8 protein-coding genes are annotated in these 10,359 nt (G+C 71.2%); all 8 read right to left on the minus strand.

Translation table 11 applies throughout. The annotated features are described in order from the left end of the window. Positions 1-134: 134 nt before the first annotated feature. Positions 135-1,826 carry a histidine kinase famiy protein gene (locus J8847_RS23405; RefSeq protein ID WP_211527091.1) on the minus strand — a complete coding sequence of 564 codons (1,692 nt, stop codon included), beginning with the start codon at positions 1,824-1,826 and terminating at the stop codon, positions 135-137. A gap of 88 nt (positions 1,827-1,914) precedes the next feature. Continuing rightward, the gene (locus J8847_RS23410) at positions 1,915-4,080 is read right to left on the minus strand and encodes a glycosyltransferase family 39 protein (protein WP_229513177.1); all 2,166 of its coding nucleotides are present in this window, start codon (positions 4,078-4,080) and stop codon (positions 1,915-1,917) included. Beyond that, complete coding sequence (locus J8847_RS23415; protein ID WP_211527092.1) at positions 4,077-4,853, minus strand: PIG-L deacetylase family protein; 777 nt, start codon at positions 4,851-4,853, stop codon at positions 4,077-4,079. Before J8847_RS23415 ends, J8847_RS23410 begins: the two co-directional genes overlap by 4 nt. Beyond that, complete coding sequence (locus tag J8847_RS23420) at positions 4,843-5,688, minus strand: GNAT family N-acetyltransferase (protein WP_211527093.1); 846 nt, start codon at positions 5,686-5,688, stop codon at positions 4,843-4,845. The genes J8847_RS23415 and J8847_RS23420 overlap by 11 nt, the downstream gene beginning before the upstream one ends. Next, the gene (locus tag J8847_RS23425) at positions 5,688-6,062 is read right to left on the minus strand and encodes a GtrA family protein (RefSeq protein ID WP_211527094.1); all 375 of its coding nucleotides are present in this window, start codon (positions 6,060-6,062) and stop codon (positions 5,688-5,690) included. Before J8847_RS23425 ends, J8847_RS23420 begins: the two co-directional genes overlap by 1 nt. Next, positions 6,055-7,080, minus strand: coding sequence for a glycosyltransferase family 2 protein (locus J8847_RS23430; RefSeq protein WP_211527095.1), 1,026 nt, complete (start codon positions 7,078-7,080; stop codon positions 6,055-6,057). The genes J8847_RS23425 and J8847_RS23430 overlap by 8 nt, the downstream gene beginning before the upstream one ends. Beyond that, entirely contained in the window at positions 7,077-10,007 is a 2,931-nt protein-coding gene (locus tag J8847_RS23435) for a glycosyltransferase (protein ID WP_211527096.1), read from the minus strand. The genes J8847_RS23430 and J8847_RS23435 overlap by 4 nt, the downstream gene beginning before the upstream one ends. Positions 10,008-10,010: 3 nt before the next feature. Beyond that, positions 10,011-10,244 carry a hypothetical protein gene (locus tag J8847_RS23440; RefSeq protein WP_229513179.1) on the minus strand — a complete coding sequence of 78 codons (234 nt, stop codon included), beginning with the start codon at positions 10,242-10,244 and terminating at the stop codon, positions 10,011-10,013. Between the last annotated feature and the right edge of the window lie 115 nt (positions 10,245-10,359).

Raw genomic sequence — 10,359 nt, forward strand, 5'->3', positions numbered from 1 at the left:
GGGGGGGGGGGGGGGGGGCGGCCCCGGGGCCCGCCGGGGGGGGGGGGGGCCCCACCCTGGCCGGGGGGCCAAACCACCCACGGGGCGGGCAGGCCCCCCCCCCCGCCCCTTTGTGTTTGGCGGCGAGCCGGCGTTCAGGGCGTGCGCCTGAGGGCCGCCTTGATCCGGTCCAGCAGCTCCTGGTGGTGGTAGGGCTTGGCCAGCACGTCCAGTCCCTCGCTGCGCACCCCGCGCCCGGGCAGCTCGTCCATGTAGCCAGTGGTCACCAGCACCGGCAGCCCCGGCCGCATCTGGCGCGCCTTGTCGATCAGTTGCAGTCCGTTCATGCCGCCAGGCATGATCACGTCGGTGAACAGCAGGTCCACCTGCGCGCCGCTGTCGAGCAGGGTCAGCGCGCGTTCGCCGCTGGACGCGCTCAGCACCTGGTAGCCGGCCATGGCCAGCATGCCCTCGGCCAGTTCGCGCACGTCGTCGTTGTCCTCGACCACCAGCACGTGGCAGTCGCTGCCCTGCGGCCGCACCGGGGATTGCGCGGCCTCGCCTTCGTCCGCGCCGGCCTGGACCTGTTCGCTGATCGGGAACACCATGCGCACCTGCGTGCCCTTGCCGGGCGCGCTCTCGATGTCGAGCTTGCCGCGCGACTGCTGCACGAAGCCATGCACCATCGCCAGCCCCAGGCCGGTGCCCGGTCCCTTGGTGGTGAAGAAGGGCTCGGTGGCGCGGCGCCGCACGTCTTCTGTCATGCCTTCGCCCTGGTCGTTCACGCAGATGCAGACATAGTCGCCGGCCGGCAGCTTGAGGATGCGGCGCCGTTCCGGCGACAGCACGGCGGTGCCGACCGTGACGACGCCGCCGTCCGGCATGGCGTCGCGCGCATTGATCACCACGTTGAGCAGGGCCATCTCGAGGTAGGTCGGGTCGACCGTGCAGGCGGGCAGGCCTGGGCGCAGGTCGAGGCGCAGCTCGAGCTTGTCGCCCAGGGTGCGCACCAGCATGTCCGAGAACTCGACCACCAGGCTGTTCAGGCTCAGGCTGCGCGGCTCCAGGCGCTGCTTGCGCGCAAAGCTCAGCAGCTGCTGGGTGAGCTTGCCGGCCTGCATGGTGGCGCGCTGGGCGCGCCGGATCGGTTCCAGCGCGCGGCTAGCCGGGCCTGCGCCGATCAGGGCCACCTCCAGGTTGCCGTTGATGACCTGCAGCAGGTTGTTGAAGTCGTGCGCCATGCCGGCCGAGAGCTGGCCGATCGCTTCCATCTTCTGCGACTGCAGGTAGGACTCCTGGTGGGAGCGGCGCTCGGTGATGTCCATCTGCGAGGCGAAGAAGTGCAGCAGGGTGCCGTCCTGGTCGAAGATCGGTCCCAGGAACAGCGCGTTCCAGAAGGGCGTGCCGTCGGCCTTGTAGTTCAGGATGTCGACCGCGACCGCGCGCTGCTCCGCCACCGCCTGGCGTACTTCGGCCACGGTGGCGGGGTCGGTGTCCGCTCCCTGCAGGAAGCGGCAGTTGCGGCCCAGGACATCCTTCTCTTCGTAGCCGGTGAGATCGAAGAAGGCGTTGTTGGCGAAGACGATCGGATTGTCTTCCTTGCGCGGGTCGGTCACCACCATCGGCATGCGGGTCATCTCGACCGCGGCGAAGAAGATGTTGCCGCGTTCCTCCAGCCCGCCATGGTCGATGTAGCTGGCCTGCCAGTGCTTGACGCCGGGGTTGCCCAGCGGATGGACGGCGTTGCCTTCGATCTCGCCCGAGGCCGGCGCACCCATGCTCTGGCCGCCGCCCTGCACGTCGAGCGGTTTCTTGAGCGTATCTTCTTTTTCGGGTCCGAGTACCATGGGCAGTCCTTGCAGGCAGTGTAGTCTCCACTCTAGAGATTCGTGGCGCGGGCCTCCGTTCGTAAGCGCACACAGGCCCGGTCCAGGCTCACTGTCCCTCGCCGATGCTGACTTCCGCGATGCCGATGCCCAGCGCGCGGTCGTCCGCCCACTGGCCGAGGCTGCGCGGCGTCGTCGGGCGCGGCACTTCGATCGTCAGGCTGCGCTGGGCGCCGTCGGTATGCACGCGCAGCTTGACCTCCTGCAGGCTCGGTCCGATGCGGAACGGGACGCTGGAATCGCCCGCGCGCAGGGTGAAGGGCAGGGTGGTGTTGTCGGCGTAGGCCTGGGCCTTGATCAGGACGTCGGCCACTTTCGGCAGCGGCCGGTCGAGATGCAGGACCACCTGCTTCCCGGTCGACCAGCGCCCCCAGGGCTCGCCGACCGACAGGCCGTCGGCGCCGGTCACCAGGCCGCCGTAGGGCTGGGACAGGTGGCGCGTCCCGATCGGCCGGAAGGCGCTTTCCAGGCGCAGCAGCGCATACTCCGCCGTCGCCACCACGGGCGCCGCGCCCAGGCCCGGCGGCACGGCATGCTGGCCGATCACCAGCAGCCACTTGTGACGTGCCGGCATCTGGTAGGCCTCGATCGGCGCGTCCTTGGGCAGCTCCAGCATGCCGCTGTCCTGGTGGTCGATATGGAACTGGGCGCGCATGATGTCCATCATGGCGTGGCCCGCCACCGTGACCTGGCCGTGCTCGGTGCGGGGAACGAGGCGGTAGGCCAGCTTGCCGGCGGCGTCGGGCGGCCAGTCGGCGCGCACCTGGCGCAGGTAGCTGTCGTTCGCGGCCATGCCCAGCGCCAGCGTGAGCGGGACCACCGCAAACAGGAACAGGGCGGCGGCCAGGCGCCGGCCGGCCGCCCACAGCAGCAGCACCGCCAGGTCGAGCGCGGCCAGGGTCCAGCCCTGCCAGGATTGCAGGCTGAGGGAGGCGAATTCCGGGCCGTCGATGGGCGTGGGCGAATAACGCGGCAGCAGCACCAGCGCGGCCAGCACGGCGGCGCCGACCAGGGCCGCCGCCGCCCAGGCCAGGCGCGGCTGGCCCGGCTGCCGCTCCAGCAGCTGCCGCCCGGCCTGGACCGTGCCGAGCGGCGCGGCCGCGATCAGGAGCAGCAGCGGGAATACGAAGCTGTAGTAGCGCAGGTGCAGGCGCACCACTTCGAGCGGTCCCAGGCCGGCGATCGAGGCGGTGTACACCACGGCCAGGCCGGCGGCCGAGCCGAGCATCAGGAAGCTGTACAGGCCCAGGCGGCTCAGGGCCGCGCCGGCCTGGCGGCGGGCGGCGCCGCTCAACAGGGCCAGCAGGAGCATCGCCATCGGCATCGGCATCAAGAGGGCCAGCACCATCAGGTGGCCGCGGCCGTTGACGAAGGCGGGCGGCGCCAGGTAGAACAGCGAACGCCCCGCGCCCGATTCGGCGGCGGTGGCGTAGAAGCTGCCGAACAGGCTCAGCGCGGGTTTGCCGGCCAGCAGGTAGCCGACGCTGAACTTGGCGAGCAGGGTCGCCACCGCCGCCAGCACGGCCGCGACCAGGGCGTCCGCCAGCCATGCGGCGGGCCGCTTGCCGTCCGCGCGCATCCAGGCGTTGCAGGCCAGGTAGAGGCCGAGCGCCGGCAGCAGGAACAGGGCGTGTACCTTCACCAGGCTCATCAGGCCGAGCACGGCGCCGCCGGCCAGGCCCAGGCGCGCCGCGCTCCAGGACGGATGGTTCAGCACCACCCAGCTCAGGACAATGAAGCCGAAGTAATACGTGGCTTCCGGCATGAACAGGGCCGTGTACAGGTTGAAGGGGGCGAGCAGGGACAGCAGGCTGACGGCGGCCGCGATCGCCGGGCGCGTGACGCGGCGCCCGATCAGGTAGATGAAGGGCCCGGCGCCGACGAAGAGCAGCGCATTGCCGATGCGTACGCAATCGAGGAAGCCGCTGCCGCAGGCCGAGCTGGCGCTGAACAGCCACAGGTAGAGGTAGGAGGGCACGATGGCCTCGCCCAGCGGCTGCAGGCGCGCCATCTTGCTGTAGTACCACTCGTCGGCGAAGATCACCGGATTCAGGCCGAGATGGCGCTGCAGCAGCCAGGCGAACACGGCGGCAAGGCCGGCGGCCAGGAACAGCCAGGCGAGGACTTCGCCGCGCGCGCGCGGCGCAGGAGAAAGCGGCGGAGCCGCGCGGCGGGCGGCGGAAACGGCGGTCGGGGCGTCTTGGATGGTCGTCATGGCGGCTGGGAGGCGGCGCGCCATGCGCGCAGCGCCTCGTTCATTGTGTCCCAGGTAAAGAATTGGCGTTTTTCATAGTACAACGCTCCGGCGTGCGGGCGCTCGCGCAGGCGCTGCGGATCGACCTTCTGCAGGGTCTGGACGCCGCGCAGCAGGTAGTGCAGCAGCACAAAGGGGAACAGGCCCAGCCAGGTGCTGCGCTGCGAAGGATAGGACAGGCACAGGCGCAGGTAGTTCAGCCGTTCGCCCCAGGGGATCTTGCGCGCGCACACGGGACCGTTTTGCGGCAGCGGCGCCAGTACCCGGAACAGCGGGCCGGGCAGCCCGGCGGCCTGGTACAGCGAATATTGCCAGGTGCGCGCCAGCAGGCCGTGGCGGCTTGCCGCGCCGACCGCCAGCGCGTGCAGCGCGTCGTGGTCGTGGTGGCCGCCTTCCCAGGCCGTCACGTGCAGCGAGTCGACCTGGCCGAAGCCCGCTATCCACGCATCGATCCATTGTTCGGCGGCGGCCAGGTGCAGGGGCAGGCGCGCGTCGCCAATCCCGAGCTCCTGGCCGGCGAAGCGCACGTCGGCGCGCGCCACGCCCAGGCGCGCCAGCACCGCCAGCGATTCGGCGTTGCGCCGCTCGGCCGTGGCGGCGGCGGTCGCGCCGTCGGTCAGGTAGGCGCAGGCCACGCGCAGTCCCTGGCGGCGGCACTCGGCGATGCGCGCGAACACCCCGAACTCGTCGTCCTGGTGCGCGAACAGGAACAGGGCGGCAGCTTCAGTAGGCATCGAAGTCGAGGAAGCTGAACTGGATGCGGGACGGGTCGAGGCGGGCCACGCGCTCGCTGAAGGAGCGGTAGATCAGGTTCAGCGGCGAGGGACGCAGGCGCATCGGGATGCCAAGGTAGTTGCCGTAGCGGCTGCCGGCGTCCGGCGCCAGGCCGATGAACAGGCGCAGCGGGGACAGCGCAGGGGCCAGCGCTTGCGGCGCCGCCTGCCTTTCCAGTTCCGCATAGGCGGGCAGATGCCGGCCGAAGGCGGCCGCGTAGAACTGGGTGCGCCTACCCCTGGCGCGCTGCCACACCGGGTTGTGCGGATTGGCGCAGCGCCACTCCAGCGCCGCCTCGCTCCAGCTGCGCTCGAAGGACAGCTCGCGCGCCGGCGCCTTAGGCGCGTGGCGCAGGGCGCCCAGCCCGACCCGCGCTTCCAGCGGGCGCACCAGCTGGAAGCCCAGCTTGCGCACGAAGCCCGGCGTGCTGTTGGCATTGGCCACGCCGTAGACCCCGTCGTAGCCGGCCGCCATGCCGGCCTCGAAGCTCATCGCGGCCAGTTTGGTGAACAAGCCCTTGCCCTGGTAGTCCGGATGGGTGGCGGTGTTCAGCGACAGCAGCACCGGCACCTCGCGTCCCTCGACCCAGGCGCGCGCCGGCACGCACACGTAGTGGGCCGCCAGGCGCTCGCCGTCCCAGGCGTCGAAGCCGACCGCCTTGCCGTCCGGATTGGCCAGGTAGAGCCAGGCCAGGTAGTCCGGGCTGAACTTGCCGGCGCCGGGGAAGCAGGCCCCGAACAGCGCGCTGTAGCGGGCAAGGTGGTCTCGGTCGTACTGAACGGGCGCGAAGTTCATCACTTGAAGATCCAGTGTTTGCCGAGCAGGTAGCCGTTGAGCGCCACCAGCGGCAGCGACAGGACTTTCCCGGCCAGCGGCTTGTCGGCGAGGGCGGCGGCCAGCGCCACGCAGGCGATGGTCAGGAGGTAGTTCAGGCCGACCACGCACAGGTAGCGCGCGAAGCTGGCGGGGGATGCGGCCTGGTCGAAGGTGACCCGGCTGTGGAAGGCGTAGTTGACCAGCAGGCCGGCGGCGAAGCCGGCGCTGGCCGCTGCGGTGTGGTGGCTGCCCGCCGCCATCAGCAGCTGCATGGTACCGACGTCGACTCCCGCGCACAGCAGGCCGCCGGCGAGGAAGACGAGGAACTGGCGCTGGCGCAGGGAATCAATCATGCTGTGGACGGCGGAACAGGGTGCGCTTGTGCAGCGGGCGGCGCGGCACCGAGGCGATGTCGTAGGCCAGGAAGGCCAGGATCAGCTGCACCCCCATGATCACCGGCAGCGCGGCCACCATGACGGTGCCGGCCGGGGTCGGGACACCTGCGCGCGCCGAGCCGATCCAGTGCGAAACGCCGTACACGGCGCCGAACAGGACCATCAGCACGCCCAGCGGCAGCTCGAGCGAAGCCAGCGACATGTTGCGCAGGTAGTAGTTGTAGAACAGGCGCTTGAAGAAGTTGCGCACGTTCTTGGCCAGGAATTCGGTGACGACCCGCGACACCTTCAGGTTGCTCACTTCGTCGCCGTAGACCGCGTCCATGGGCACGTCGACCGCCACCGCTCCCAGGGTGTTCAGGCGGAACAGCATGTCGCTCTCGAAGAAGTAGCGCTTGCTGATCTTCTCGAAGGGCAGGTAGCGCGCGCAATCGGCGTGGATGGCGGTGTAGCCGTTGGTCGGGTCGAACAGGTCCCAGTAGCCCGAGGACAGCTTGGTCATGAAGGACAGCATGGCGTTGCCGAACATGCGCACCGGCGGCATGCTGCCCAGGCGCTCCAGGTTGAAGAAGCGGTTGCCCTTGGTGTAGTCGGCTTCGCCGGCCAGGATCGGCGCCACGAAGGTGGGGATCAGGTGGGCGTCCATCTGGCCGTCGCCGTCGAGCTTGACGATCACGCGCGCGCCGCCGGCGATCGCCGCGCGGTAGCCGGTCAGCACCGCCCCGCCCACGCCCTGGTTTGTTTCATGTTCCAGCACCGTCACGCGCGGGTCGCGGCAATGGGCGCGCACGAAGGCGCCGCTGCCGTCCGGGCACTGGTCGTCGATCACGTAGATGCGCGCCACTTCCGGCCCGATGGCCTCGATGACGCCCAGGATGTGGCGGGTGACCTTGTAGCTGGGGATGACGACCGCGATGATGTCGGCGCCCGCAGCCTGGGCGCCGATCTGCGCGTGGACGGAATGGGGGGCGTTCATGGCGTCGGTTCTCCCTTGCCGGGCAGGATGCGGTACCACTGCTGGCGCACCAGGGCGTCGAGCACCTGGCGGGCGCTCTGGTCCCAGGTCAGCCAGGGCATGTCGGTAGAAGGCGGGGCCTTGCCGTCCGCGTGCAGGGCCAGCCAGCGGGTGACGGCGCCGGCCAGGTCGTCCGGCGCCAGGCCGTCGAAATAATAGGCGTGCTCGCCCGCGACTTCGCGGAACACCGGCAGGCTGCGGGCCAGGATCGGGATATGGTGCTGGGCCGCCTCGATCAGCGGCAGGCCGAAGCCTTCGCCCTCGGAGGGCGCCAGCAGGGCCGAGGAGCGGCCGTAGAGCTTGAGCAGCATCTCGTCCGAGATCCCGGCCAGCCAGAACAGGCGCTTGTCCTTTTCAGGGTGGCTGGCCATGCGCTCGGCCAGCTTGTCGACCATCCAGCCCTGCTTGCCGACCACCACCAGGTTGGCGTCCACGCCGCGCTGCCACAGCAGCTCGAAGGCGGCCAGCGCCTGGGCGTGGCCCTTGCGCGGCTCGACGGTGCCGACCATCAGGAAGCTGGGGCGCTCGCCGAGGGCCTGCAGTACCTGGTCGGCATCCGGCGGCAGGCCGAAGCTCGGGGCGCTGGCGTCGATGTCGGCGCCCAGGTGGAAGTGGCCCAGCTTGAGCGGCGCGCGGCGCTTCAAGCCCTGACCCTCGATCCAGCCGGCCAGTTCGTCGGCCACGGCGCGCGAGATGCAGAGCACGCCATGCGAGACCCTGTGCACGGTGCGCAGGAAGTCGCCGAAATACTGCTCGGTCCCGAAGGGGAAGACCTCGGGGCGCAGCATCGGCAGCACATCGAACACCACGAACACCACGTCCAGCCCGCGGTCGCGCATGGCCAGCAGCTGGGCCTCGTTCTGGGTGGTGCCGGTGGTGAACAGGTCGAGCCCGAAGAAGATGTCGCCCGGGCGCAGCTCGGCCGGCGCGTCTTCCATCGCCAGCTCCTCCTCGCCCACCAGCTTGAGGGCGAAGCGGCGCGCGTAATGGTAGGGGCGGTTGCCTCCCAGCGAGTACACCGGCTCGATGCGCCAGCCCGGCGGCGGGTCGGCGATCATGGCCAGCAGGATGCTGCGCACCACGCGCTGGATGCCGGTCTTGAGGTCGGACTGGACCATGGCCGAGACGTCGACCAGCAGCTGGCGCTGGGCCGGAGGCGGGCGGTTGAAGGCGATCGCGGCGGCCAGCTCCTGCAGTTCGGCGGCGGGGCAGAGCGGCGCGACCGCGCGCACGGTGGACGCATAGCAGGCATGGCGGCCGCGCTGGGCCAGCTGCTCGATGGCTTCGTGGACCAGCTGCCCGACACGGTCCGGCGCATGCTCGCGCGCCATGTGTTCCCGTGCGCGCCGGCCCAGGTCCGCCCTCAGGGCGGCGTCCGCGCGCAGCCGTTCGAGCGCGGCGCTCAGCTCGTAGTTGGCGAATTCGTCCTGCAGCTTGAGCAGCAGCGCATCCGGAACCGACGCGGTCGAGCCGTGGGCGTTGACGATGGTCGGCACGCCGTACAGCAGGCAGTCGAGCACCGAGGCCGAGGTCTCGCCGCGGGTGCTGCTCCTCAGCTGCACGGCGCAGTCGCAGGCCGCCAGCCAGTCGGCGTAGGTGGCCGCGTCGGCGAAACCGGTGATGCGGATGCGCGCGGCCGCGCCGCTGGCGGCGATCCGCTCCAGCAGCCCGGCGCCGTAGGGACCCGGATCGTTCTCGCCGACGAAGACCAGCAGGCAGTCCGGGTCCTGGGCCAGCGCCGAGGCGAGGAAGGCGTCGAGCAGTTCGGCGTTGCGCTTGGTGCGGCCCAGCATGCCGAAGGTGCAGACCGCGTAGTCGCCGTCGTCCAGGCCCAGGCGCGCGCGGGCGGCGGCGCGCGCTTCAAGCGTGCCGGATTGCGCCGGACGGCCGCGCAGCAGCGGGATGGTGCGCCAGCCGCTGGCGGCGTCGGGGCCGTACCAGTGGGCGGCCAGTTCCTTCGAAAAGTCGGAATGGACGATCACGCCCAGCGCGTTGTCGAGCACACCCTTGTTGAGCGGGTACTTCCAGATGGCCGGGTGACGGCCTCCCTTGAGGTGGTCCAGCAGGCCGCTGTAGCCGTGCGACTCGTAGAGCGCGTGCAGGAAGCCCTTGTCCAGGTAGCCCTCGCGCTCGAGGTTGTCGAGCACGCCGGAGAAGTAGAAGTCGTGCAGCACCACCACGCCCGGCACCTCGCGCACCAGCTCGAACATGTGCCGGTGGGCGTGCGAGTTGCCGAAATGGTAGAGCACGCGGTCGATCTCGTGCGCGTTGGCGCGCAGCCAGTCCGGGTCGCGCAGCGGCAGGCCCTCCAGGCGCGGGTCCTGCACGTGCTCCTGGGCCACCACCAGCTCGAGCTCGTAGAACCTGGCCAGTTCCGGCACCAGTTCGGCGCTGTAGTCGGCGATGCCGGAGCGCTCCGGCGGCAGCGGCGAGACGTAGGCCAGGCGCGGACGCCTGGCCGGCGCGGGCACGGCGTCCTTCTCGGCGGCGGTCGCGTTCAGGGCGGTCCAGAGGGTCGCCGGATCGGTTCCGCGCGGCTCGGTATGCAGCACGTGCCAGGGCGTCCCGGGCTGCGCCGCGGCCGGCCGCGCGCCGCGTTCGATGGCCAGCACCACCCCGGGTTCCAGGCCGCCCAGGGCGTGGCGGCGCACCAGCTCGCGGGTGCGTCCGCCCGCGGGGATGTCGAAGGCGCGCACGCGTGCGGCGCCGAGGGCGGGCTCCAGGCGCAGGCTTTCCAGGGCCACGGGGTCGTGCAGCGGGGCCGCGACCCACAGTTCGTGCGCGCCCGCGCCGCCGTGCGGCTTCTGGCGCGCCAGGGTCAGCGCGAGCGCCACCGCGGCCGGGTCGACGCGGCCATGGTGTCCCAACAGGTCGATGACGATGCGCATGGTTCAGGAATCCGTATGAAGGCGGCGGGCGCGCTGGAGGTCGGCCAGCACGGCGCGCACCGAGGCGGGCAGGGCGCGCAGCTCGTCGGGCACCGGCGCGACGCCTTCCGGCAGCGGCTCGGGCGGGGTTTGCTTGATGGCGGACAGCGAGGCCGCGACGCGCCGGTTCAGCGCCGGGAAGCGCAGCAGGACCGGGATCAGGAGCCGGCGCAGCGCTTCGATGCGGGTCAGGCGCATGACGATGCGGCGGCGGGGGGGGGGGGGGGGCGGCCCCCGCGCCCCCCCCCCCCCCCCCCCCCCCCCCCCCCCGCCGGCGGCCGCCCCCCCCTCCCCCCCCCCCCCCCCCCCCCCC

Source organism: Massilia sp. AB1 (genome assembly GCF_018119385.1).
Classification (GTDB): domain Bacteria; phylum Pseudomonadota; class Gammaproteobacteria; order Burkholderiales; family Burkholderiaceae_D; genus Telluria.